The following is a 23,014-nucleotide window of genomic DNA, read 5'->3' as shown; positions in this document are numbered from 1 at the left end:
TGGCAAGATTCCTGCAAAAGACGGGCCGACGCGCTATCCTAGTATTCTCAGCAACGCAGCAATCCCGCGGTCCGGGCGCCACAGACTGCCGCCCGGTCAGCGTTTCAGGCGCGCTATTCCAAGGAGGTTCACGTGCCCCGCAAGACTCCCATCGAGCGCTACCGGAATATCGGCATCAGCGCTCACATCGATGCCGGCAAAACCACCACCACTGAACGCATCCTGTTCTACACCGGCGTGACCCACAAGATCGGCGAGGTTCACGACGGTGCGGCGACGATGGACTGGATGGAACAGGAGCAGGAGCGCGGCATCACGATCACGTCGGCGGCCACCACGGCCTTCTGGAAAGGCATGGCCGGCAATTATCCGGAGCATCGGATCAACATCATCGACACGCCGGGGCACGTCGACTTCACGATCGAAGTGGAGCGCTCCATGCGCGTGCTGGATGGCGCGTGCATGGTCTACGACTCGGTCGGCGGTGTGCAACCGCAATCGGAAACCGTCTGGCGCCAGGCGAACAAGTACAAGGTGCCGCGCATCGCGTTCGTCAACAAGATGGATCGCGTCGGCGCGGACTTTTTCCGCGTGCAGCGGCAGATCGGCGACCGCCTCAAGGGCGTCGCGGTGCCCATTCAGATTCCGGTCGGCGCGGAAGAGCATTTCCAGGGCGTGGTCGACCTCGTCAAGATGAAGGCGATCGTCTGGGACGACGAAAGCCAGGGCATCAAGTTCGAATACCAGGACATCCCTGCCGAGCTGGCGGCCACCGCGAAGGAATGGCACGACAAGATGGTCGAGGCCGCCGCGGAGGCGAGCGAAGAACTGCTCGACAAATATCTGGGCGGCGAGACGCTCACCGAAGAGGAAATCAAGCAGGGCCTGCGCCAGCGCACCATCGCCAATGAAATCGTGCCGATGCTGTGCGGCAGCGCGTTCAAGAACAAGGGCGTGCAGGCCATGCTCGACGCGGTGATCGACTACCTGCCCTCGCCGGTGGACGTGCCCGCAATTCTCGGTCACGACGAGCACGACAACGAAGCGGAGCGTCATCCGAACGACGACGAGCCGTTTTCCGCGCTCGCCTTCAAGATCATGACCGACCCGTTCGTCGGCCAGCTGATCTTCTTCCGCGTGTATTCGGGTGTGGTCAATTCGGGCGACACCGTCTACAACCCGGTCAAGGAAAAGAAGGAACGCCTCGGCCGGATCCTGCAGATGCACGCGAACGAGCGCAAGGAGATCAAGGAAGTGCGCGCGGGCGACATCGCGGCGGCCGTCGGTCTGAAGGAAGCGACCACGGGCGACACGCTGTGCGATCCGAACAAGGTCATCATTCTCGAGAAGATGATTTTCCCCGAGCCGGTTATCTCGCAGGCCGTCGAGCCGAAGACCAAGGCCGACCAGGAGAAGATGGGCATCGCGCTCAACCGTCTCGCGCAGGAAGACCCGTCGTTCCGCGTGCAAACGGACGAGGAATCCGGCCAGACGATCATCTCCGGCATGGGCGAGCTGCACCTCGAAATTCTGGTCGACCGGATGAAGCGCGAGTTCGGCGTGGAAGCGACGGTCGGCAAGCCGCAGGTGGCCTACCGCGAAACGGTGCGCAACAAGGTCGAGGACGTCGAAGGCAAGTTCGTCAAGCAGTCGGGCGGCCGCGGTCAGTACGGCCACGCGGTGATCACGCTGGAGCCGGCGCAGCAGGGCAAGGGCTACGAATTTGTCGACGCGATCAAGGGCGGCGTGATTCCGCGCGAATTCATCCCGGCCGTCGACAAGGGCATCCAGGAAACGCTGAAGGCCGGCGTGCTGGCGGGCTATCCAGTCGTCGACGTGAAGGTGACGCTGACGTTCGGCTCCTACCACGACGTCGACTCGAACGAAAACGCGTTCCGCATGGCCGGCTCGATGGCCTTCAAGGAAGCCATGCGCAAGGCAAAACCGGTGCTGCTCGAACCGATGATGGCCGTCGAGGTGGAAACGCCCGAAGACTTCATGGGCAACGTGATGGGCGATCTGTCGAGCCGCCGCGGCCTCGTGCAAGGCATGGAAGACATCGCGGGCGGCGGCGGCAAGCTCGTGCGCGCGGAAGTGCCGCTCGCGGAAATGTTCGGCTATTCGACGTCGCTGCGCTCGGCCACGCAGGGCCGCGCGACCTACACGATGGAGTTCAAGCATTACGCGGAAACGCCGAACAACGTCGCGGAAGCCGTCATCAACGCGAAGCAGAAGTGAGCCTCTGCGGTCACCTGGAGAGCCGCGGTTCCGCAGTGCGGCAGTCCTGCTGAAACGTCAGGCTGACACTGCGGCTCAAACGCAAGAAGCCCGTCCCTCCCGGACGGGCTTTTTTTCGCCCCGCGGTCAATCGCCTTTGCGCACCTGCAACCCACCCACCCCACGCGTTTTTTAGCGTGTAAAAATGCCGGACGGCGCCGCGCACTTGGCGCGCCTCCCAAGCCCACGAGGAGACATGCGATGAGCCAGGATCACGAACATCCGCATTACAGCGACGAACGGGACAAGGGGGCGGCGCCGGTCGACTGGCGCGAGCACGGCGTCAAGGTAATTCGCGGCGATCAACTCGATACCAACACGCCGCAGACACCCGGCATGAATCGCGCGGCCGCAATCAATGCCGCGCGAGTCGGCGCGCAAAAGATCTGGGCCGGCACCGTGACGATTCATCCGAATGCGAAGACCGGCGCGCATCATCATGGCGCGCTCGAAAGCGTGATCTACGTGGTGCGCGGCCAGGCGCGCATGCGCTGGGGCGAGCAGCTCGAATTCACCGCCGAAGCAGGTCCCGGCGACTTTATTTTCGTGCCGCCGTATGTGCCGCATCAGGAGATCAACGCGAGTACCGACGAGCCGCTCGAATGCGTGCTCGTGCGCAGCGACAACGAAGCGGTCGTGGTCAACCTGAACATCGAGGCCGTCGAACAGCCGGAAACGGTCTATTGGGTCGATCCGATTCACAAACATCCGCACGATCACTAATTCACTTTCACGCGACTCATGACGCCGACCGCTTCGCTGCGCCCTCGCCTTCTCACGCTGTACGCCGTTCTGATCGCCGCCAATCTCGGCGCGTGGGGCTGGGCGCTGCTCGCGTTTCGCCACTATCCGCTGCTGCTCGGCACGGCGCTGCTCGCGTATGGTTTCGGTTTGCGCCACGCGGTCGACGCGGACCACATCGCGGCCATCGACGCCGTCACGCGCAAGCTCATGCAGGCCGGCAAGCGCCCGCTCGGCGTGGGTCTCGCTTTTTCGCTGGGACATTCGAGCATCGTGATTCTCGCGACGCTCGGCATAGCATGGACCGCGCATTCGCTGCATGGCCGCTTCGAGTCGTTCAAGGCAGTGGGCGGCACCATCGGCACCATCGTCTCGGCATCGTTCCTCCTCGTGCTCGCGGCTGTGAACCTCGCGATTCTGCGCGATGTATGGCGCCGCTATCGTCATGTGCAACGCGGCGGCGAACCGGCTCCCGCCACGCCCGGTCTCGCCGAGGCGTCCGCTCACGGCGGTCTTCTGTCGCGCGCGCTGCGGCCCCTCTTCAGGCTCGTGACGAAAAGCTGGCACATGTACCCCGTCGGCGTGCTGTTCGGCCTCGGGTTCGACTCGGCAACGGAAATCGGCCTGCTGGCCATTGCCGCGTCGGAGGCCAGCAAGGGCCTGCCTCTGTATTCGATCCTCGTATTTCCCGCGCTCTTCACCGCGGGCATGACACTCGTCGATTCGACGGATAACGTGCTGATGGTCCACGCCTACGGCTGGGCGATGGACGACCCGAAGCGCAAGCTCTACTACAACGCGAGCATCACGTTCGTTTCGGCGGTCGTTGCCATCGTGATCGGCGGCGTGGAAGCGTTGGGGCTGCTGTCCGACAAGCTCGGGCTCAATGGCCGCATGTGGGACGCGGTGGCGCGCATCAACGAGCAATTCGGCGTGCTGGGCTACGGCATCGTCGCGACATTCATGGCGTGCTGGATCGGCTCGGTACTGTTCCACCGCTGGCGGCGGCCCGCCGTCGCAAGGCGGTAAATGCAACCGCTCTCGAGCGGGTTATCGCGTTCGAGCGGTCAAGCTTTCCACGGCTTTTCTGCCGGTTCGTTCGCTATAGCGCCGTGACGCGGCACATCATGGCGGGAATGCCGCGCGCAACGCGTCGCGCAGCTTCCGCATCTCACTCGGTGACACGCGGCCACAGGCGCCCCGACCGTTGTGACAACGACACACACCGGCCCTTTTATCCGCCGATCGCGAACGCCACGCCGCCGCAAGCGCTCCAATCCACGAGCAATCGCTTAAACTGAAGCCGCCTTGCATCGCCGAAATTTCGCCCGCCGCACAGTCGACCCGACGCGCATCCGGCGCGGCCCCTCAGAACCGGCAACCGAACGGACTGGACATTCCAACGATGAAGACTGCCGCTGACCGATTCCCCGCTCTCGACCTCGCCCGCCGCCAAGCCGACGCTTACGGCAATCACGCCATCGACGAGTTCTTCGCCGGCCGCATCACGCGCCGCGAACTGCTGCGCTACGCGAGCGTGATCGGTCTGTCGCTCGTGGGCGGCGGCGTGCTGAACGCACCGCGTGCGTCGGCACAGGGCAGCACGAAACCGGGTGCGCCGTCGAGCCAGACGATTCGCGTCGCGCATCTGACGCCTGCGGGCGCAGTCGACCCGCTCACTGTTACAGACGCCGCGAGTCTTGCGCTACTCAACCAGACCGGCGAATTCCTGATCGACGACGACGGCGAGAAACTGATGCTGAAGCCCGCGCTCGCGTTGTCGTGGAAGCCGAACGACAAGGGCGACGTGTGGACCTTCAGGCTGCGCGAGAACGTCAAATTTCACGACGGTCAGCCGTTCACCGCGAAAGACGTGGTGGCCACGTTCGACCGCCTCGCCGATCCGGCGAGCGGCTCGGCGGCGTTGTCCGTGTTGAAGGGCGTGCTGTCCAAAGGCGGCGCGAAGGCGGTCGACGAGCACACCGTCGCTTTCCATCTGGACGCGCCCAACGGCAACTTCCCGTACTACGTTTCCTCGGACAATTACAACGCGGTGATCCTGCCGGCGAGCTACGCGGGCGGCTATGAAAAAAGCTTCATCGGCACGGGGCCGTTCAAGCTGGAAAAGTATCAACCGAAAGTCGGCGCGTCGTTCGTGCGCAATCCCGATTACTGGGGCGAGAAAGCGTTACCGGAACGCGTACAGTTTTCGTTCTACGCGGATCAGCAGGCGCAGTTGCTCGCGCTGCAAGGCCATCAGGCGGACGTGATGGGCACCTTCACCGTGCAGGGCGGCGCCGCGATTCTGAACAATCCGGATTACAAGGCAGTGGGCGTGAAGTCGAGCGCGCATCGGCAGATTCATATGCGCAACGACAATCCGCTTTTCAAGGACAAGCGCGTGCGGCAGGCGCTGGCGTTGTCGCTCGATCGCGACGTGCTCGTGCGCGGACTCTTCAAGGGCCGCGCGCAGCTCGGCAACGACAGTCCGTTTGCGCCGGTGTTTCCTTCATCCGATGCCGGTGTGCCGCAGCGCAAAATCGACATCGCGAAGGCGAAGCAGCTGCTCGCGCAAGCCGGCGTGCCGAACGGTTTCGACGTGACGCTGACTACCGAAAAGTACATGGAGATTCCCGACCTCGCGGTCGTCGTGCAGAACGCGGCGAAGGCGATCGGCGTGCGCATCAATCTGAAGGTGGAGAGTCAGTCGCTGTATTACGGCGCCGGCACGCCGGGCAAATCGGACTGGCTCGACTCGCCGCTCGGCATTACCGACTACGGTCATCGCGGCGTGCCCAATGTGTTTCTGAATGCGCCGCTCACGAGCACCGGCACATGGAACGCGGCGCACTTCAGGAATGCGCAATACGATCAATTGGTCGCGCAGTTCGTCGCGGCCGTCGACCTCGCGTCGCAGAAAAAAATCTCCGGCCAGATCCAGACGCTGCTGCTCGACGAAACGCCGATCATCATTCCGTTCTTCTACGACCAGCTGATCGCCATGCGCAAAGGCGTGAACGGTGTTCGCTTCACCGCCCTCGCGCAGCTGTATTTCGACCGCGCGGTGTTGAGCGCTTGAGCGGCTCGTTCACGCACCGCGTTTGACGGCAAGGCGTTCAACATGTCGACCACGGTGAACTCCCCCGCTTCCGCGCCGAACGGCAACGCCGGCCGCGTCGTGCGTTTTCTGGCGACGCGCGTCGGCTTGTCGCTGATCACGTTGTGGCTGTTGTCGGTGATCGTCTTTGCAGGCGGCCAACTGTTGCCCGGCGACATCGGCCGCGCGGTGCTCGGGCCGCTCGCCGACGCGCGCGCGGTCGCCGCGCTCAATCATCAGTTGGGCGCAGATCGTCCGCTCATGACGCAGTACGCGCAATGGATTACGCATTTCGTGCGCGGCGACATGGGGCTTTCATACGCGTATCGCGAACCGGTGGGACCGTTCATCGCCGACGCGCTCGCACACTCCGCGAAGCTCGGCTTCTTCGCATTCATCGTCGTCGTGCCGCTCGGTATTGCGGGCGGCGTGTGGTCCGCCATGCATGCGGGACGCTGGCTCGATCGCACGATCAGCATCGCAGGTTTGTCGGCCACCGTCGTGCCCGAGTTCGTGTCGTCGATCGTGCTGATTCTTGTCTTCGGCGTATGGCTGCGCTGGTTGCCCATTGAGGCTTCGTATCCGCCCGAAGCCGGCGCACTCGAGCAGCTGCGCCATCTGATCCTGCCGGTGCTGCCGCTCGTGCTCGTGTTCTTCGGCTACATCGCACGAATGGCGCGCGCCGGCACGGTCGAGGCGCTCGACGCCGACTACACGCGCACCGCGATTCTCAAGGGCTTGCCGCAACATGTCGTGATCTGGCGGCACGTGTTGCGCAATGCATTGCTGCCCACCATCACAGTGGCCGCCACCCAGCTCGGCTATATGATCGGCGGCCTCGTGGTGGTCGAGACACTGTTCCGCTATCCGGGCATCGGCTCGCTGATCTACAACGCCGCGAAAGCCAAAGATTTTCCGATGCTCGAAGCCGGCGTGCTGACCATCGGCGTGGTGTACACGGTCGCCAACCTGGTCGCGGATGCGTTGCACGTGCTGCTCAATCCGCGCTTGCGCGTGGGGAGCGCCGAATGAGCACGATCGTTCCGCCGGCCACGCCGCGCGCCGCCCGCGAACCGCGCTTCGATCAATTGCGCGTGCTGCTGCGCTCGCCCACCTTCGTCGCGGGTGTGCTCATTGTCGCGTGGTGGATCGGGTGTGCGATTGCCGGCCCATGGTTCGTGCCGCTCGACCCTTACGCGTCCGATCCGCTCAATTCGCTGACGCCGCCCGATCGCGCTCACTGGTTCGGCACCGATCAGCTCGGGCGCGATGTGTTCTCGCGCGTGATCGTCGGCGCGCGCGACATTCTCACCATTGCCCCGCTCGCGACGCTGCTCGGCACCGCGGCGGGCACGGCGCTCGGCCTCGTCGTCGGCTACTTCGACGGCTGGGTCGACAACGTAGTGGGCCGCGCGATCGACGCGATTCTTGCGCTGCCGCTCGTCATCGTCGCGTTGCTCGCGCTCGCCGCCGTCGGCGCGTCGAACTTCACCGTGATCCTCGTGATCGGCATCACGTTCACGCCGATCACCGCGCGCACGGTGCGCGCCGCCGTGTTCGCGGAGCGTCATCTCGACTATGTCGCCGCCGCGCAACTGCGCGGCGAACGTGCGCCGTACATCATGTTTGCGGAGATTCTGCCGAACGTGCTGCCGCCGATCATCGTGGAAGCCACCGTGCGGCTCGGCTACGCGATCTTCGCGGTGGCCACGCTGTCGTTTCTCGGCTTCGGCATTCAGCCGCCTTCCGCCGACTGGGGCCTCGCGCTTTCCGAGTCGTACACGCTGATGGCGGGCGGCGCATGGTGGACCGTCGTGTTCGCCGCCGGCGCGATTGCAACGCTCGTCGTCGGCGTGAATCTGATAGCCGACGGCGTTCAAGGTGTGCTCGACCGATGAACGGACCGCCGCCCTCCTCGTTCCCCGCCTTCGACGTGTCGAAGAGCGACCGCACCGATGCGCTGACCGTGGTCGGCCTGACGGTCGCCTACCGGATGCGCGGACGCGATCGCGAGGTGCTGCAGGATGTGTCGTTCCGCGTGCGGCGCGGCGAAGCGTATGGACTCGTCGGCGAATCGGGCTGCGGCAAGTCGACCGTCGCGATGGCGGCGCTGCGCTATTTGCCGCGCAACGGCAAGGTGAAGGCGGGCAAGATCGTCATTGCCGGCGCGGATGTGAACAAGCTCGACGCCGACGCGCTGCGCACCCTGCGCGCGAATACGATTTCGATGGTCTATCAGGATCCTGGCCGCGCGTTGAATCCGTCGCTCACCATTGCGCGGCAGGTGTCGGAAGCATTCGAGGCGGCAGGCGCCGCACCCGGCGAAGCCTTGCAGCGCTCGCTAGAGATGCTGCAACGGGTGCGCATTGCGTCGCCGGAACGCGTGATGGACAGTTATCCTCATCAATTGTCCGGCGGCATGCAGCAGCGTGTGGTGATTGCGATGGCGCTCGCCTCGAACCCCGCTCTGCTGATTCTCGACGAACCGACCACGGGACTCGACGCCACCGTCGAAGCCGAAGTGCTCGACCTCGTGGCACAACTGCGCGCCGAGTTCGGTACCGCGGTGCTGTTCATCAGCCACAACCTCGCGGTGATCGGGCGCATGTGCGAACGCGTCGGCGTGTTGTATGCGGGCAAGCTCGTCGAAGAAGGCGCGACAGAAGACGTCTTCACGCGGCCGCGTCATCCGTACACGGTGGGGCTGTTGCGCTGTTTGCCCACAGCGGGCCGCAGCAAGGACAGCGAGCGCCTCGACACGATTGCGGGCGGCCTGCCCGCGCCGGGCTCGGTGACGCGAGGCTGTATCTATGCGGAGCGCTGCCGTCTCGCCGACGAGCGCTGCCGCCGCGAGGCGCCGCCGCCGTACCGTGTCGGCGCGGCGCATGGCGATCAGATGTCGCGCTGCCACTATCACGAGCGCGCCATCGAGCTGCCGCGCGGAAGCGCCCAACCGCGGACATCGCCCGCACGCAACGACGCGACAGCCGGCAACCCGCCGCGCGCGCTCGCGCTGCGCGCCGAGAACCTGTCGAAGACATTCCACGTTTCCGGCGCGGCGCTGCGCGCGGTGGACAACGTGTCGCTCGATCTCGCCGCCGGCGAGACGCTCGGCCTCGTCGGCGAGTCGGGCAGCGGCAAGACGACGCTCGCGAAACTGATGCTCGGCCTTCTCACGCCCGACGCGGGCAGCGTGCTCGAACTCGACGGCGCGCCGCTCGCCGCGCGCGTCACGCGACGCAACGACGAGCAGGTGAAATCGCTGCAGATCGTGTTCCAGAATCCCGACTCGGCGCTCAACCGCGCGCATTCGGTGAAGCGGCTGATCGGCCGTGCGTTGTCGCGGCTTGGCGCGCTGCGCGGTGCCGCCATCGACGAACGGCTCGCCAGCTTGACCGCCGCCGTGCGCTTGCCGGAGCGCTATCTCGGCTCGCGCACGCGCCAGCTGTCCGGCGGACTCAAGCAGCGCGTCGCGATTGCGCGCGCTTTCGCGGGCGAGCCGCGCGTCGTGGTGTGCGACGAACCGACTTCCGCGCTCGACGTCTCGGTGCAAGCCGCGATTCTCAATCTGCTTGCCGATCTGCAACGCGAGCGCGGCGTCAGTTATGTATTCATTTCGCACGATCTGCACGTGGTGCGCTATTTGTCTGATCGCATCGCCGTGCTGTATCTCGGCAGGCTGCTCGAAGTCGGACCGGCCGCTGCCGTGTTCGACGGGCCGCAGCATCCCTATACCGAAGCGCTGTTGTCATCGGTACCGACGCTCGACGGCCATCCGGGCAGAACCCGCATACGCCTGTCCGGCGATTTGCCGAGCGCCGCGTCGCCGCCCTCCGGTTGTGTGTTTCATACACGCTGCCCGCGCAAGCTGGGCGCAATCTGCGAACAGCAGGACCCGCCGTTTGCGAATGCGGGCGACGGTGGCGCGCATCGGATTCGCTGTCATATTCCGGTCGACGAATTGCGCGCGCTGCAAAGCGCCTCACGCGAGCAGGTGTCTGGCGCTCCCGACGATGCGCCAACCGGCCCGGCGAAAAACGCCGACGGCGACGCTTCGCGATAGATGTGCGCGCCGCGCGCCGGTCCGGAACCAAAGCGCGGCAATTGCCTCATATCAGATTCAACGTTCGATATGAGGGCACCACAACATGCAAGCAAACGTCCCCTGCTCCGCGGCACGCGCGGTCGCCGGCCTCGCGGCGGCCGCCGCTTTCGGCTTCGCCTCGCTCGCGCACGCGCAAACCGGCGTGCAGAAGCCGGCGCCTGCTGCGCAGCCGCTGTCGCCCACGTTGTCGCAGGCCGCGCCGCCTGTCGATCCCAGCTTCTCCGCCTACTCGCTCGCGCAGACCTGCAAGCAGAAAAGCGATAACGTCGCCCAGGGTCAATGTGTCGGCGCCATTCGCGGCATCATCCACGGCTATCAGTACGGCGTGCTGTTCCTCGGTCAGCGCGCGTCCTTGCCGGCCAACGAAACGCAGCGCGTGTCGCTGTGCCTGCGCAATACGCCGGTGTCGTCGATCGTCGACGAATTCGTCGCGGACGCGGGCGAGGTCAACGACGACTCGCTCAAGCACACGCCGGCCGAAGTCGCGGTGCTGGGCTCGGTGCACATGCATCACAGCTGCAATTGAGAACGCGGGCCGTGCTTGTGAGCGTGCTTGTCCGCATGCTTGCGGCCGGCGCGGCGAGCGCGGCGCTCAGAGCATTTCCAGCGCGCGCTTGCCGCGCGGCGGCTTGAAATAGCCGTCGATGGCAGCCAGTTCCTCGGCCTCGAGCCGCAATTCGAGCGCGCGGTGATTGTCGCGCACGTGCTCGACGCGGCCCGCCTTGGGAATCGCGAACACACCGGGCTGCTGCAGCACCCACGCGAGCGCCACCTGAAACACCGACACGCCGCGCGCGCCTGCAATGTCGTCGAGCGGCGAGCGTTTCGGCAGACGCGCGTGATCGACGGGGCTGTAGGCCATGGTCGGCATGTTGCGAGCGGCGAGCCAGGGCAGCAGATCGAACTCGGGCCCGCGCCGCGCGACGTTATACAGAATCTGGTTGGTCGCGCACGCCGCGCCGCCGGCAACGGCCACGAGTTCCTCCATGTCGTCGGTGTCGAAGTTGCTCACGCCCCAGTGGCGGATTTTGCCGTCCTCGCGCAGTGCTTCGAACGCCGCGACCGTTTCCGCGAGCGGCACGGAGCCGCGCCAGTGCAGCAGATACAGATCGAGCCGATCCGTCTTCAGACGTTTGAGGCTCTGTTCGCACGCGGCGATCACGCCGCGCCGGCTCGCATTATGCGGATACACCTTGCTGACGAGGAATATCTGGTCGCGCAGTCCTGCAAGCGCTTCGCCGAGCAGCGATTCGGTGGCGCCGTCGCCGTACATTTCGGCTGTATCGATCAGCGTCATGCCGAGCTCAATGCCGCATCGCAGCGCGTCGATCTCCGCCGCGCGGCGCGCGGGCCGCTCGCCCATTTCCCATGTGCCCTGCCCGAGTTTCGGGATGCGCTCGCCGTCGGGCAAGCTCACGCTTGCGATATCGCTCGTCATGCTGACTCCTGAAGTGACTGACTGTGGCTGAAGCTCCGCACATGCACCGGCGCAGCGACGCGGCGCGCAAGCACGGCGGTGCGGCTCTATGCGTACCGACGAGTTTAGCGGCTGCGCCCGCCTCCGACCGGCGACCAGGCAAAAGCCCGCTATAACGCGGCGCGCCGATGTCTTAGAATTGCTCCTCGCCCTTCTAGCGTAAGCCCCATGACCTCTGCCTCGGAAGACCGCTGGCGCGATCTGCGCCCGGACCCGGAAAACGACACGCCGCTCTATCTGCAACTTGCCCGCAAGCTCGGCACGGCGATTCACGAGAACCGCTGGAATGCCGGCGAGGCGCTGCCGTCCGAGCGCGTGCTCTCGGAGGCGCTTGGCGTTTCGCGAATCACCTCGCGCAAGGCGATTGCCTTGCTCGTCGAACAAGGCCTGATTCGACGCACGCAAGGCGCCGGCAGTTTCATCACGCCGCGCTATGAAGATCCACTGTCGCGGCTGTCGAGCTTCAGCGAAATGCTGCGCCGGCGCGGCTTCACGCCGAGCTCGAAGTGGCTCTCCCGCGAAATAGAGCCGGCCAATCGCGAGGAAGTGATCCAACTGGGGCTTTCGCCGGCCGCGGCCGTGACGCGTCTGCGGCGTTTGCGTCTGGCGGACGGCATTGTGATGGCGGTCGAGAATTCGACCTTTCCCGCCGCGGTGATTCCCGATCCGCAGGCGATCGGCGATTCGCTGTACACGTATCTGGAGAATCGCGGGCTGACCATCGTGCGCGCGCTGCAGCACTTCCGCGCGGTGAATGCGAGCGAGGAAATCGCGCAGCAGATGAGTATCGCGCCGAACGAAGCGCTGCTGTTGATCACACGCGTCGGCTACACCGCGGATCAGCGTGCGATTGAACTGACCGACACGTACTGCCGCAACGATTACTACGATTTCGTGGCGGAACTGCGCAAATAATTCGTCGCTTAGGGAAAGACGCTCAGACGCAGCCGCATCGCGCCGTCAAAGCCACTTCGCCTCGTGCGCGCCGATCCGCGATGGCGGCAACGCGAGAAACGCCGGCGTCTCCTCCAGTTGCTCGGCCGGCTGCACCGCCCGCACGCGGCCGAACTCGGACTGAACGGTATCGAGGCAGTCGCGCACGTCGTCGAGCGTGATGTCAGGCGCTGTCTGTCCATCCGGAATCTGGCCGAGCGATTGCAGCCACCGGCCTGTCTGCGCCAGCGATACCTTCACGTGCCAGCTTCCGCCTTCGGTCGCGCGCCGGGCCAGCGCGATCATGGCGCCGAAAGCGGCGAGATAACCAGTCGCGTGATCGAGCGCCTGGCACGGCAAATGTCTCGGTCCGGGCGATGCCGCTGCCTGCCACTCAGTCGCCGCAATGCCGCTCGCGGACTGCACGAGACTGTCGAAGCCGCGCCGCGAGGCCCATGGTCCGTCATATCCATACGCGCACACCGATACATACACGATGCCCGGCCGCACGCGCGCGGCGTCGTCGGGACCGAAGCCGCGCGCCGCCAGCGCGCCGGGGCGATAGGCTTGCAGAAAGACATCGGCGTCGCGCGTCAGTCCGCGCAGCGTGTCGCGGCCTGCAGCGTCGCGTAAATCGAGCACGGCGGAGCGCTTGCCGCGGCTGTTGTCGATGACGAGCGGCGCAATGTTCGGCAGATGCGGGCCGTTGATCATCAGCACCTCGGCGCCATGCTGCGCGAGCGCGCGGCCGCCGACCGGCCCGGCGATGATCCGCGACAGGTCCAGCACGCGCACGCCGGACAGCGGCCGGGCGCCGCCCTGACCGGATGGCGATAGATGACGCCGCGCCAGTTCCGGCGGTGCATCGCCGATACGCTCGATTTCGAAAAGCGGCAGTCTCGCGATTGCTTTCGCCTGATCGAGCGCGGCCCACTCGTCGGGCGTGCGGATCAGTGCCGCGCAGAGGCCTGCATCGGCGAGCGTCTGGTCGAGCACGGCGCCCTCCCAGCCGCGTATCGCCGACGCGACCGCCGCGCGCTCGTTCCCGCAGCCGAGCACCTTCAACACGCCCGCGAGGTGATGCGCGAAATTCGTATGCAGTTGAATCCAGCGGCCGTCGCGCGTCTCGTAGAACCCGGTCACCGGATCGCGCAGCACGGGCGGCGGGCCGCCGTCGATTCCCAGATACCGCTCGCTGCGAAACGACGCCAGTGCCCGCCGCATGTCCACGGTGACGTGCTGCCCGCGTCCCGTGCGCAGCCGATGGTATTCCGCCGCCGCGAGGCCCGTCGCCGCAATGGTCGCCGACGCGAGCGCGCCGACGCGAAACACCGACGGCAGGCCCGGCTCCTGGCCGGTCAGGTGGACGGAGAGAAGCGCAGCGGGCTCACCCCGAGCGAGTGTCCAGATGTGATCGAGCGCGAGTTCGGGGGTCATGGCGTTCACATTCGAGTCGAGAGGAATGTGAACGAGTCTAGAAGCGCGCCTTGCACGAATCAATCTTGATTATGATAATCAATATATATTGAATTCTTTGGTTGTCGGCCGCTTACTACTCCGACCTCGTCGCTTACCTTTATGTCCTCTTCCGACTCGTTGACCGCCGCTGAAGCCGCCGCCGAACTCGGCATCAGCGTCGCCACGCTCTATGCGTATGTGAGCCGCGGCTTGCTGAGTTCCTCGCCGGATGCGCAAGGCAAACAGCGGCGCTATGACGCGCGCGAAGTGCGGCGCCTCGCGCGGCGCAAGGCAGACGGCAAGCGCGCCGGCAAAGTCGCGCAGAAGGTGCTGGACTGGGGTGTGCCGGTGCTCGAATCGTCGATCACGCTCGTTGCCGACGGCCGCCTCCTGTATCGCGGGCGCGATGCGATGGCGCTCGCGCGCACGGAATCGCTGGAGGATATCGCGGCCTTGTTATGGGAATGCAGCGCGGCGCGCATTGCCGATGCGCCCGCCGTCCCGCTCGCCGCTGCTCAATGGGCCGCGTGGCTCAAGCTCTGGAGCGACAGCACGCCGCTCGACCGGGCGCTCGTCCTGCTGCCGGCCGCGGCCGCGCAATTGCCGCGGGTCTGGGCGCTCGGGCGCGAGGCGCAACTCGACAATGCATGCGCCGTGATGCGGCTGCTGGCCGCTGGGATGATGTCCGCCGCGCCGTCGAATGCGCCGCTGCATCGGCAACTGGCGTCGGTGTGGCAGGTGCGCAACCGGCAGCAGGCGGCGCTGCTGCGCGCCGCGCTGGTGGCGTGCGCAGATCACGAGCTGAACGCGTCCACGTTCACGGTTCGCTGTATTACGTCGACGGGCACGCACCTGTTCGGCGCGGTTGCGGGCGGCCTCGCCGCGCTGGCCGGCCCGCGCCACGGCGGCGAAACCGTGCGCATCGCCGCGCTATTGGAAGAAGCGTCGCGCGCCGCCGATCTCGACCGCTTTCTGGCCACGCGTCTGTCGCGACACGAACAAGGTGTGCAAGGACCGGTGCTGTCGGGCTTCGGCCATCCGCTTTATCCGGACGGCGATCCGCGTGCGCGGTTGCTGCTGGACCTGCTGCGGGAATGCGCGCCGGCGCGCTCCCCGCTCGGTGAGATCGAAGCGCTGGCGCGCGCGGTCCGCGATACGACCGGCGCAAAGCCCACGGTCGACTTTGCGCTTGCCGCCATTGAGCGTGTGCTCGGCTTGCCCGCCGGCGCGGCGTTCACGCTGTTTGCGGTGGGACGCGTGGTCGGCTGGATTGCGCACGCCATGGAACAGACGCGCGACGGCAGTTTGATCCGGCCGCGGGCGCGGTATGTCGGAGAGGTCGGCGGTTAGTCGGCGGTTAGCGGCGGGCGTTTAGCGGCCGATGGTTAGCAGCGGGCGTTTGGCGGCCGATGGTTAGCAGCCGGCGTTTGGCGGCGGGCGGCACGGGCGTGGGTGTAGCCGGCCGCCCGCCGTCAGGCAGCGCCAAGCCAGCGCGGCAGCCAGTTCGGCAGCGACGCACCGCGCGTCGGCTTCGTGGCGCCACGCTCGGAGCCGCTCGCGAGCGCGAAGCGCGCGCCGGCTTGCCCCGCACTGATCCACGCGACGGCTCCGCGCGGTAGTTCGACCGATTCGCCCGCGGCGAGCCAGTAGTCCTCGCTGTCGCCCTCGACCGTCAGCCAGATCTCGCCCGAAATCACCTTGAAAGTGGACGGACGCGCGACACGCCAGGCGGTCGCCGGCTCCTCATGTTCCAGTTCGAAAATTCGCACTTCACGCATGACCGTTCTCCTTCAAAGAACTTTTCTGGTGTAGCGATTATTGTCGTGCGAAGATCGGATACCCATGCACAGTTCCGAACACTTTCGTCGGAACTGTGCAGTCGAAAAACCGAACAGTTGGCGCGGGTGGTTGTGTGAGTGGCCGCGCCTGCGGCTCTTTTGACTGCGCGTCTCGTTCGGGAAGGAAAGTGCATGCGACTTCAAATTCAACTCGATAGAGACAACGGCGTGCCGCTGACGGAACAGATCGTGACGGGCGTCACGACGTGGATCCGCTCGCGCGCCGCCCATCCCGGCTCGAAATTGCCGTCGATCCGTCAGTTTGCAGCCGACTACGGCGTAAGCCGCTTTCCGGTAATCGAGGCGTATGACCGGCTGGTGTCGCTCGGTTATGTGGATTCGCGCCACGGCTCCGGTTTCTACGTGGCCGACCGGCCGCCCGGCGGCTCGCCATGCGACGGCACCTCGGACCCGCGACGCGCCGAAGACGAATCCGGCCACCTGCTGCAGCAGTTCAACCATCCCGGCGAAACGCTGAAGCTCGGCAGCGGATTCATCCCCGAGGCCTGGCGCGATACGGAAAGCATTGCCCAGGCGATACGCCATGTGTTGCGCACCGATCCCGCGAGCATGGTCGACTACGCGACGCCGCTCGGCAACCTGAGCTTGCGCGAGCATTTGCAGGCTCGCATCGCGCAACTCGGCATCCGCGCGGACACATCGCAGATCGTGATTACCCATGGCGCGAGCCAGGCGTTCGACCTGCTGATGCGTTACATGCTGAAAGCGGGCGACACGATCTTCGTCGAAGACCCCGGCTACTACAACCTGTACGGGCTGCTGAAGCTGCACGGCGTTCGTCTCGTCGGCATTCCGCGTACGCGCAGCGGGCCGGACCTCGATGTCATGCAGGCGCAGTTGAAACTGCATAGACCGAAGCTCTTCTTCATCAACACGGTGTTCCACAATCCGACCGGCACGACCGTTGCGCCGCCGGTCGCGTTCCGGCTGCTGCAACTCGCGCGGGAGCACGGCTTCACGATCATCGAAGACGACATCTACGCCGACTTCCAGACCGACGTCACGGATCGCCTTGCGACCCTCGACCAGCTCGAACACGTGATTTACATCGGCGGACTGTCGAAGACACTATCGTCTTCGCTGCGGATCGGCTGCGTGGTCGCGAGCCACGCGATCATCAAGGACCTCGTCGATATCAAGATGCTGACGAGCATCGGCGGGTCGCTTTTTGCCGAAACCGTCACAGCGTCGCTGCTTGAGCGCGGCGCGTATCGCAAATACCTCGAACGACTCCGCCGCCGGATGCGCGACGCGCTCGGCTCGACCATTCAGACGCTCGAAGAGGCGGGATGGGAAGTGTTCGAGAAACCGGTCGGCGGCAAATTCCTGTGGGCGCGCGTGCCGCACGTGGAGAATGCCGAGCGGCTGGTGGAATGCGGCGCGCCGCTCGGCGTGACGGTCGCGCCGGGCAGCTACTTCCGGCCGGGCATGGAGCCGAGTCCGTGGATCCGGATTCATGCGGCGTTCGGCAACGAGCCGCGCGCACAGGCGTTTTTTCGCGCAGCGGCGCAATTGCGCTGAAGCTGGCGCCGCGCGCACCCGGGCCTTCCTGCGTGGCCCGCGGCTTTTCCCTAGAATAGCGAGTCCCTGCCCGTCCCCGCGCCTCGCCGCCACTTCATGTCCACGCCGCCGACTCCGCCCGCCCCCGCAACTGCCGCGCCCAGCACTCCTTCGGCCCGCTCGCTCACCGTCATGTTGTGGCTCGTCGCGACGGGCTTCTTCATGCAGACGCTGGATTCGACAATCGTCAACACGGCCCTCCCCGCGATGGCGACGAGCCTCGGCGAACTGCCGCTGCGCATGCAGTCGGTGGTGATCGCCTATTCGCTGACGATGGCCGTCATGATCCCAGTCTCGGGCTGGCTCGCCGACAAGCTTGGCACCCGGCGCGTATTCTTCAGCGCGATTCTCGTTTTCGCCGTCGGCTCGCTGCTCTGCGCCAACGCTCATACGCTGAACCAGCTGGTGATCTTCCGTGTCGTGCAAGGCGTGGGCGGCGCAATGCTGCTGCCGGTCGGGCGCCTCGCCGTGCTGCGGACCTTTCCGGCCGAACGCTACTTGCCGGCGCTTTCGTTCGTGGCGATTCCAGGACTGATCGGACCGTTGATCGGGCCGACGCTCGGCGGCTGGCTCGTAAAGATCGCGTCGTGGCACTGGATCTTTCTGATCAACGTGCCTGTGGGTGTCGCCGGATGCATCGCCACCTTTATCTTCATGCCCGACAGTCGCAACGAGCAGGTCGGCAAGTTCGACCTGAAGGGCTATGGGCTGCTGATCGTCGGCATGGTGGCGATTTCCTTTGCACTCGACGGCCGCACCGAATTCGGCATTCAACATGCCACCGTACTCGTGCTGCTGATTCTGAGCCTGGCCTGCTTTGTCGCCTACGGCTTGCACGCCGTGCGCGAGCCCGCACCGATTTTTCCACTCGATCTGTTCAAGATTCACACGTTCAGCGTCGGACTGCTCGGCAATCTGTTCGCGCGGATTGGAAGCGGCGCAATGCCCTACCTGATTCCGCTGCTCCTGCAAGTGAGCCTCGGCTACAGCGCATTCGAAGCGGGCCTGATGATGCTGCCCGTCGCCGCGGCCGGCATGGCCTCGAAGCGGCTCGTGACCAAGCTGATCGTCAAGTACAGCTATCGCCGCGTGTTGATCGCCAATACGGTCCTCGTCGGGTTGACCATGGCGAGCTTTTCACTGACCAGCGCCGGGCAGCCGTTGTGGCTGAGAGTCGTGCAACTGGCCTTGTTCGGCGGCGTCAACTCGATGCAATTCACGGCGATGAACACGCTGACGCTCAAGGATCTCGGCACCGGCGGCGCAAGCAGCGGCAACAGCCTGTTCTCGCTCGTCCAGATGCTCTCGATGAGCCTCGGCGTCACGGTCGCCGGCGCCCTCCTCGCCACGTTCACGGGCCTCCTGCCGCGGGTGACGGCGGCCAACTCTCTGCCCGCTTTTCACGCGACGTTCCTTTGCGTCGGCATCATCACCGCGGGTTCCGCGTGGATCTTCGCGCAGTTGTCGCCCGAAATCCGCACGCCGGGCAGGAAGACGGATCCCTCCGAGCGAACGTGAGTTTCTTTGACCCGCCGCGCTTGGGTCTGATTCAGCACTCCTCTTCCCACCGGGACATACGCTTGCCCTGAATCCGACTTAATGTCCTCCAGGTCCACTTCGGTCCGCAACAGGGCGCGGCGCGCACCAGCAAAGTGCGGATTGCGGGCGCACACGCCATGCTGATGCCCGACGTTCAGGGACGCACGCGTCAATTACACGCCTCGTCAGCGCTTCTGCATGCGCATAAATCTTGCTCGCCTATCCTGTAAACTGCCGTGTTGCGCATGCAGATTCCGCATTCAACACGCAATCTCGCCGCCACCCACACGACTGACATGATGAGCATGATCGAACTCGATCCTCCCGGCTTCCAGCCTCCCCGCCCAATGGCCGGCGACGAAGGCTCGCGGCGCACGGTACTTTACGGCGCATACACCGTTTTCAGCGTGTTTCAGCCAGTCTTCTCCGTCTCGCACCGGCGCGCGATCGGCTATCACGCCTCGTTGCGTGCGCACGACGAGCATGCGCAGCAAGTGCCTTCGCACGAGGTTTTCACCCAGGCCGCGCGCCGAGGCGACCTGCTTGAACTTGGCCGACTGGCCGAGTCGCTGCACCTCGGCAACTTCAACGCGTTCGACAGTCACGACGAATGGCTCTTCTTGAGCCTCCATCCGGCCGCGCTGATGGATACCAGCTATGGCGACGCGTTGCTCGCCGGCCTGAAGGCGTTGGGCTTGCCGCCGCAGCGCGTGGTGCTCGAAGTGTCCGAGCAGGCCGGCGGCGAAACGACTCGCTTCGCCGAGATCATCGACGCGCTGCGCAAGTCCGGCTTCCTCATCGCGCTGGACGGCTTTGGCGCCAAGCACTCGAACATTGACCGCGTGTGGAATCTGCGGCCCGACATCGTCACGCTTGACCGCTGCATCCTTGCACAGGCTAGCGAGCATTCGCATATTGAACGCGTCCTGCCCGGCCTCGTTTCGCTGCTCCATGAGTCGGGCCAATTGGTCTTGATGGGCGGCCTGACCACGGAGCGTGACGCCCTGATCGCGCTCGAATGCAACGTCGACTTCGTGCAGGGCGCGTTCTTTGCCGGCCCGAGCGTCGAGCCGGTCAAACCCCAAACCGCTGCCGGCCTGATGGACTCGCTCTCCGCAGCGCTGCGCGAGCGGGTCGCCGCACGCGAACGCGCACAGGCCGCGCGGCTCGCCCCGTATGTCAGCGCGCTCGAAACGGCGGCGGCACAACTCGTTGCCGGGCAGCCTGCGGCCGAGGCGACAGCCCCGCTGCTCAAGCTCGGCGAGACGGCGCGCTGTTTCATTCTGGACGGCTCCGGACGGCAAATCGGCGATAACGTGCTGCCCCCCGGGCGCGCCTCGCAACGCGCGAAACGCTTTCGTCCGCTGTTGCATTCGGAAGGCGCAAGCTGGGAGCGCCGCCCCTATTTCATCCAGGCGATGCGGGCACCGGGCCAAGTACATCTGACCCCTCCCTATCTCTCAATCAATGAAGCACACCTGTGCGTGACGGCGTCTATTGCAGCGCATACACCGGGCGGCACGCAGGTGCTATGCGTAGACATCAACTGGGAAGTCACGGCCCATCGCAATTGAATCCAGCGAGCGCTGCTGGATTCGCGCCAGCATTTCGGTGACAGCCGCGCGGCCAAGCTGGCGGTTGGCGGCCTCTAACCGCGACGCGCTCGTCACCGCGCGTAACGAGACGATCTTTGCCGCGCCGTCTGCGTAGCCGTAGACCGGGCTTGGGCCTCGCAACTCGTCGCTCGTTAGGTGAGTTGTGGCGCCGGCCGCCCTGTCGGTTGTGACACCGGTTGCAGCACCGCTTCTCGCGCCGCCCTTGGCCGCAGCTGTCAGGCCGCAGTCAGAGCCGACGGTTGAAACGTCGATCAACGCGACGACCTCGCCTTCGACAAGCAGCGCAATGGAAAGCGCTCCGTCCACCGACACCAGTTCCGCATGACTCGCCTGCCGCGCGAGCGACGTCACCCGCTCCATCCAGTCGCCGAATGCGAAATCAAGCGCGGTGGGCCCCGTCTCGGCAAGCGCCTTTGCCCGCACCCGGTGCGCGTGGGTGGCCGCCTCGGTAGGCGCAATGGCCGCCGAATGAGCCACCGCACTTGCCGCTCGGCACACCGGTTGGTCGGTGACGACTTCCGGCGCATCGCTAAACAACTCGAGCAAGCTCACCCTGTCTTGCGCCTGCAGCGCATTGCGCAAACGCTCGACGATCCGCGCGTGCGCCTCCGGATCGCGCCGTTGCAACGGCGCACCCGCGCGCTGCAAGCGCGCCCTGGCCCGATGGACGATCTGCCGGCAACTCGCTGGCGCGCGCTCCAGGATCTTGCCGATTTCGGCGTAGTCGCAATCGAAGGCTTCGTGCAGCACGAAAGCCGCGCGCTCGTCGGGCTTCAAACGATCGAGCAACAGCATCACGCCATAGGACATTTCCGCAGCACGCAAGGCAAGTTCTTCAGCCGATGGCGCAACTTCGTCCAGCCATGGCTCAGGCAGCCATCCGGTAGCCTGGGAGTCGCGCTCGCGCTGCACATTTCGCAGACGGTCGATCGCCGTGCGCGTGGTGAGCGTAGTGAGCCACGCGGCCGGTGTCTGTACCTCGTGCGTATCGGCAAGATGCCACTTCAGCCAGACGTCCTGCACGATGTCCTCCGCTTCCGCGCGGCTGCCGAGCATGCGGTACGCCAACGCGAGCAGACGGGCCCGCACCGCCCCGAAGCTGGATGCCTTGTCGATTTCGTGTTCTTTCATGCGTGGACCTCCAGATCATGCGTGGTGAAAAGCGCGTGCGCCGCCTACAGGATGCTTCGACGGCGCGCCGCAAAGGCATCCATTAGCAGCTTGACGGTTGGGCGGACTGCCGCGTGACAGGCGGGCGAAAAAAATTTCCTGTCACGCTGCCTGCAGCCGGGTCGTCATAGGGACAGTAGCCCACTTTGACGAGACAACCATGCAACCCAGCTATCTACCCGCCACAGGCCTCGGCCTCGTGCCAACCGTCATCGAGCAGTCCGGCCGCGGCGAACGCGCCTACGACATCTATTCGCGCCTGCTGCGCGAGCGGATCGTCTTTCTGGTCGGCCCGGTGAACGAGCAGTCGGCCAGTCTCATTGTGGCGCAACTACTGTTTCTGGAGTCGGAGAACCCGGACAAGGACATTTCGTTTTATATCAATTCGCCAGGCGGGTCGGTGTACGACGGGCTCGCAATCTACGACACCATGCAATTCATCAAGCCGGAGGTATCTACCTTATGCACCGGGTTCGCTGCGAGCATGGGCACGTTTTTGCTGTGTGCGGGCCAACGCGGCAAGCGGTATGCATTGCCCAACGCGCGCATCATGATTCACCAGCCTTCCGGCGGCAGCCAGGGCACGGCCGCGGACATCGACATTCAGGCGAAAGAAGTGCTTTACCTGCGCGAACGCCTCAATGCCATGATGGCCGAACGAACCGGGCGCAGCGTGGAGGAAATCGCGCGCGACACGGACCGCGACAATTTCATGTCCGCGTTAGCGGCAAAAACGTATGGCCTCGTCGACGAAGTACTGGAAACGCGCGCGGCACTCGGCTCCTCTTCCAGTTCCTCTTCCGGCGCCTCCTCCGGCGCCTCCTCCGGCGCATCAAGCAGGCGCAATGACATGTAGCCCGGCGCGGCTCGCTGCGTTGCCTGGACAAAATCTGATCCCGTTGGCTGGAATCGCTATCATGGTCGCGATTCGTCGACTCCGACGAGCGCTTCAATGGAGATTTACATGGCGTCATCCAACGAAACCGTCAGCATGGCGCTATTTTGCGACTTCGAGAATGTCGCATTGGGCGTGCGCGACGCGAAATACGACAAGTTCGACATCAAGCTGGTGGGCAATGTCCCAGGCGTAGTTGAAGGTTGAAGGCGGCGGTTCGCCAGTGGAATCCGAGAGAATCGGGTTTCCAGGACCAACCTCCCGAACAGGGAACCAAGGAGAACCGC

At 65.1% G+C, this 23,014-nt stretch carries 19 protein-coding genes; 15 read left to right on the top strand and 4 right to left on the bottom strand.

What is annotated here, in order from left to right; all coding sequences use genetic code 11:
• The first annotated feature begins 132 nt into the window (after nucleotides 1-132).
• The 8 genes from fusA to HV711_RS10005 all read left to right on the top strand — a co-directional run bounded on the left by fusA (nucleotide 133) and on the right by HV711_RS10005 (nucleotide 10,746).
• Complete coding sequence (fusA, locus tag HV711_RS10040; RefSeq protein ID WP_013589418.1) at nucleotides 133-2,238, top strand: elongation factor G; 2,106 nt, start codon at nucleotides 133-135, stop codon at nucleotides 2,236-2,238.
• Between the two features lie 240 nt (nucleotides 2,239-2,478).
• Entirely contained in the window at nucleotides 2,479-3,000 is a 522-nt protein-coding gene (locus HV711_RS10035; protein WP_013589419.1) for a cupin domain-containing protein, read from the top strand.
• 18 nt (nucleotides 3,001-3,018) lie between these two features.
• A complete protein-coding gene (locus HV711_RS10030) occupies nucleotides 3,019-4,047 on the top strand; it encodes a HoxN/HupN/NixA family nickel/cobalt transporter (protein ID WP_035479347.1) in 1,029 nt (342 codons plus the stop codon).
• A gap of 376 nt (nucleotides 4,048-4,423) precedes the next feature.
• Nucleotides 4,424-6,097 carry an ABC transporter substrate-binding protein gene (locus HV711_RS10025; protein ID WP_035479348.1) on the top strand — a complete coding sequence of 558 codons (1,674 nt, stop codon included), beginning with the start codon at nucleotides 4,424-4,426 and terminating at the stop codon, nucleotides 6,095-6,097.
• Between the two features lie 42 nt (nucleotides 6,098-6,139).
• A complete protein-coding gene (locus HV711_RS10020) occupies nucleotides 6,140-7,147 on the top strand; it encodes an ABC transporter permease (RefSeq protein WP_013589422.1) in 1,008 nt (335 codons plus the stop codon).
• Nucleotides 7,144-8,013, top strand: a complete 870-nt coding sequence (locus HV711_RS10015; RefSeq protein WP_035479350.1) for an ABC transporter permease — start codon at nucleotides 7,144-7,146, stop codon at nucleotides 8,011-8,013. Before HV711_RS10020 ends, HV711_RS10015 begins: the two co-directional genes overlap by 4 nt.
• A complete protein-coding gene (locus HV711_RS10010; RefSeq protein WP_028360932.1) occupies nucleotides 8,010-10,178 on the top strand; it encodes an ABC transporter ATP-binding protein in 2,169 nt (722 codons plus the stop codon). Before HV711_RS10015 ends, HV711_RS10010 begins: the two co-directional genes overlap by 4 nt.
• Before the next feature lie 85 nt (nucleotides 10,179-10,263).
• Nucleotides 10,264-10,746, top strand: a complete 483-nt coding sequence (locus HV711_RS10005) for a hypothetical protein (RefSeq protein ID WP_015003594.1) — start codon at nucleotides 10,264-10,266, stop codon at nucleotides 10,744-10,746.
• A gap of 66 nt (nucleotides 10,747-10,812) precedes the next feature.
• On the opposite strand, the gene HV711_RS10000 is transcribed toward HV711_RS10005, so the two are convergent.
• On the bottom strand, nucleotides 10,813-11,658 hold the full coding sequence (locus tag HV711_RS10000; RefSeq protein ID WP_035479351.1) for an aldo/keto reductase: 846 nt from the start codon (nucleotides 11,656-11,658) through the stop codon (nucleotides 10,813-10,815).
• Between the two features lie 207 nt (nucleotides 11,659-11,865).
• On the opposite strand from HV711_RS10000, the gene HV711_RS09995 reads away from it, so the two are divergent.
• Nucleotides 11,866-12,612 carry a GntR family transcriptional regulator gene (locus HV711_RS09995; RefSeq protein WP_013589427.1) on the top strand — a complete coding sequence of 249 codons (747 nt, stop codon included), beginning with the start codon at nucleotides 11,866-11,868 and terminating at the stop codon, nucleotides 12,610-12,612.
• A 45-nt stretch (nucleotides 12,613-12,657) separates the two neighbouring features.
• Here the strand turns inward: HV711_RS09995 and HV711_RS09990 are convergent, their stop codons facing one another.
• Entirely contained in the window at nucleotides 12,658-14,067 is a 1,410-nt protein-coding gene (locus HV711_RS09990; RefSeq protein WP_035479352.1) for a CoA transferase, read from the bottom strand.
• A 141-nt stretch (nucleotides 14,068-14,208) separates the two neighbouring features.
• Here HV711_RS09990 and HV711_RS09985 point away from each other — a divergent pair, with 141 nt between their 5' ends.
• Nucleotides 14,209-15,438: a citrate/2-methylcitrate synthase gene (locus HV711_RS09985; protein WP_035479353.1), complete on the top strand. Its 1,230-nt coding sequence runs from the start codon at nucleotides 14,209-14,211 to the stop codon at nucleotides 15,436-15,438.
• A gap of 122 nt (nucleotides 15,439-15,560) precedes the next feature.
• Here the strand turns inward: HV711_RS09985 and HV711_RS09980 are convergent, their stop codons facing one another.
• Nucleotides 15,561-15,866 carry a DUF2917 domain-containing protein gene (locus HV711_RS09980; protein WP_028360936.1) on the bottom strand — a complete coding sequence of 102 codons (306 nt, stop codon included), beginning with the start codon at nucleotides 15,864-15,866 and terminating at the stop codon, nucleotides 15,561-15,563.
• Nucleotides 15,867-16,058: 192 nt separating this feature from the next.
• Between HV711_RS09980 and HV711_RS09975 the strand changes: the two genes are divergently transcribed.
• The 3 genes from HV711_RS09975 (at nucleotide 16,059) to HV711_RS09965 (ending at nucleotide 20,620) form a co-directional block, all read left to right on the top strand.
• A complete protein-coding gene (locus HV711_RS09975; protein WP_028360937.1) occupies nucleotides 16,059-17,468 on the top strand; it encodes an aminotransferase-like domain-containing protein in 1,410 nt (469 codons plus the stop codon).
• A gap of 96 nt (nucleotides 17,469-17,564) precedes the next feature.
• Nucleotides 17,565-19,025 carry a multidrug transporter subunit MdtD gene (gene mdtD, locus HV711_RS09970; protein ID WP_028360938.1) on the top strand — a complete coding sequence of 487 codons (1,461 nt, stop codon included), beginning with the start codon at nucleotides 17,565-17,567 and terminating at the stop codon, nucleotides 19,023-19,025.
• 320 nt (nucleotides 19,026-19,345) lie between these two features.
• Nucleotides 19,346-20,620, top strand: coding sequence for an EAL domain-containing protein (locus tag HV711_RS09965; protein ID WP_035479369.1), 1,275 nt, complete (start codon nucleotides 19,346-19,348; stop codon nucleotides 20,618-20,620).
• Here the strand turns inward: HV711_RS09965 and HV711_RS09960 are convergent.
• Nucleotides 20,576-21,793: a sigma-70 family RNA polymerase sigma factor gene (locus HV711_RS09960; RefSeq protein WP_035479356.1), complete on the bottom strand. Its 1,218-nt coding sequence runs from the start codon at nucleotides 21,791-21,793 to the stop codon at nucleotides 20,576-20,578. The genes HV711_RS09965 and HV711_RS09960 overlap by 45 nt on opposite strands.
• Before the next feature lie 199 nt (nucleotides 21,794-21,992).
• Here HV711_RS09960 and clpP point away from each other — a divergent pair, with 199 nt between their 5' ends.
• Both clpP and HV711_RS09950 read left to right on the top strand, forming a co-directional pair.
• The gene (gene clpP / locus HV711_RS09955) at nucleotides 21,993-22,688 is read left to right on the top strand and encodes an ATP-dependent Clp endopeptidase proteolytic subunit ClpP (protein ID WP_035479357.1); all 696 of its coding nucleotides are present in this window, start codon (nucleotides 21,993-21,995) and stop codon (nucleotides 22,686-22,688) included.
• 108 nt (nucleotides 22,689-22,796) lie between these two features.
• Nucleotides 22,797-22,934, top strand: a complete 138-nt coding sequence (locus HV711_RS09950; RefSeq protein ID WP_175145079.1) for a hypothetical protein — start codon at nucleotides 22,797-22,799, stop codon at nucleotides 22,932-22,934.
• Nucleotides 22,935-23,014 lie beyond the last annotated feature (80 nt).

The sequence above is a fragment of the Paraburkholderia phenoliruptrix genome, assembly GCF_902859825.1.
GTDB classification, from domain to species: Bacteria; Pseudomonadota; Gammaproteobacteria; order Burkholderiales; family Burkholderiaceae; genus Paraburkholderia; species Paraburkholderia phenoliruptrix.
This window is presented reverse-complemented; position numbering and strand designations above follow the sequence as displayed.

What these genes read in the sequence shown, in the direction of transcription:
- HV711_RS09975 (WP_028360937.1), top strand. Translation starts at nt 16,059, where the DNA reads ATGCGACTTCAAATTCAACTCGATAGAGACAACGGCGTGCCGCTGACG.
- HV711_RS10020 (WP_013589422.1), top strand. Translation starts at nt 6,140, where the DNA reads ATGTCGACCACGGTGAACTCCCCCGCTTCCGCGCCGAACGGCAACGCC.
- HV711_RS10000 (WP_035479351.1), bottom strand. Translation starts at nt 11,658, where the DNA reads ATGACGAGCGATATCGCAAGCGTGAGCTTGCCCGACGGCGAGCGCATC.
- HV711_RS10015 (WP_035479350.1), top strand. Translation starts at nt 7,144, where the DNA reads ATGAGCACGATCGTTCCGCCGGCCACGCCGCGCGCCGCCCGCGAACCG.
- HV711_RS09995 (WP_013589427.1), top strand. Translation starts at nt 11,866, where the DNA reads ATGACCTCTGCCTCGGAAGACCGCTGGCGCGATCTGCGCCCGGACCCG.
- mdtD (WP_028360938.1), top strand. Translation starts at nt 17,565, where the DNA reads ATGTCCACGCCGCCGACTCCGCCCGCCCCCGCAACTGCCGCGCCCAGC.
- HV711_RS10010 (WP_028360932.1), top strand. Translation starts at nt 8,010, where the DNA reads ATGAACGGACCGCCGCCCTCCTCGTTCCCCGCCTTCGACGTGTCGAAG.
- HV711_RS09960 (WP_035479356.1), bottom strand. Translation starts at nt 21,793, where the DNA reads ATGAAAGAACACGAAATCGACAAGGCATCCAGCTTCGGGGCGGTGCGG.
- clpP (WP_035479357.1), top strand. Translation starts at nt 21,993, where the DNA reads ATGCAACCCAGCTATCTACCCGCCACAGGCCTCGGCCTCGTGCCAACC.
- HV711_RS09980 (WP_028360936.1), bottom strand. Translation starts at nt 15,866, where the DNA reads ATGCGTGAAGTGCGAATTTTCGAACTGGAACATGAGGAGCCGGCGACC.
- HV711_RS10025 (WP_035479348.1), top strand. Translation starts at nt 4,424, where the DNA reads ATGAAGACTGCCGCTGACCGATTCCCCGCTCTCGACCTCGCCCGCCGC.
- HV711_RS09965 (WP_035479369.1), top strand. Translation starts at nt 19,346, where the DNA reads ATGAGCATGATCGAACTCGATCCTCCCGGCTTCCAGCCTCCCCGCCCA.
- HV711_RS09985 (WP_035479353.1), top strand. Translation starts at nt 14,209, where the DNA reads ATGTCCTCTTCCGACTCGTTGACCGCCGCTGAAGCCGCCGCCGAACTC.
- HV711_RS10005 (WP_015003594.1), top strand. Translation starts at nt 10,264, where the DNA reads ATGCAAGCAAACGTCCCCTGCTCCGCGGCACGCGCGGTCGCCGGCCTC.
- HV711_RS09990 (WP_035479352.1), bottom strand. Translation starts at nt 14,067, where the DNA reads ATGACCCCCGAACTCGCGCTCGATCACATCTGGACACTCGCTCGGGGT.
- HV711_RS09950 (WP_175145079.1), top strand. Translation starts at nt 22,797, where the DNA reads ATGGCGTCATCCAACGAAACCGTCAGCATGGCGCTATTTTGCGACTTC.
- HV711_RS10035 (WP_013589419.1), top strand. Translation starts at nt 2,479, where the DNA reads ATGAGCCAGGATCACGAACATCCGCATTACAGCGACGAACGGGACAAG.
- HV711_RS10030 (WP_035479347.1), top strand. Translation starts at nt 3,019, where the DNA reads ATGACGCCGACCGCTTCGCTGCGCCCTCGCCTTCTCACGCTGTACGCC.